Source organism: Paenibacillus sp. IHBB 3054, from assembly GCF_051594305.1.
GTDB lineage: Bacteria > Bacillota > Bacilli > Paenibacillales > Paenibacillaceae > Paenibacillus_AQ.
Genome location: NZ_JBOFBG010000169.1, coordinates 1 through 444 on the forward strand (window position 1 = coordinate 1; position 444 = coordinate 444).

The 444-nt window shown below is 54.7% G+C and carries 1 pseudogene; it reads right to left on the reverse strand.

Annotated features, from left to right (window positions below):
• Positions 1-444, reverse strand: a pseudogene (locus tag ACQ76X_RS36315) (hypothetical protein); the annotation flags it as partial.

Sequence of the window (444 nt, forward strand, 5' to 3'; positions counted from 1 at the left end):
ACGAAGCGCATAAGGAATGGTAAAGTAGGCTACCGGAAAAATCAGTTTGGGAGCCGCCGCCGCTACCGTCCCAGGTGTACCAGCGGGTTCGCCGGTGGTTGGGCCGGCCGTTTCTGTTGCACTGACAGCTTCAATCATCTGCAGCTGCAGCCCGGCTTGCTCGACCTCAAGGGGTACCTGCACTGAAAGCGGAACAACCTTGGTTTCCAACGGTTTTAGCGTGAGCCCGCTGAGTGCCTTGGCGTTCACCGGGAAAGCTGTCCCTTTGATCGACTTCACGGCAAGCTCGTAGTTTGGCAGGGTCACCGCCTTGTTGCCGGCATTCTTCAGACGTAACTGAAAGGACCATACTCCATGGGCGTCCTCTGAATAAACCGAAGCATTCACCAGCTGCATTTCCACTGTATTACTGTTAATACCGACTTTTTTGACAGCACTTGGGCC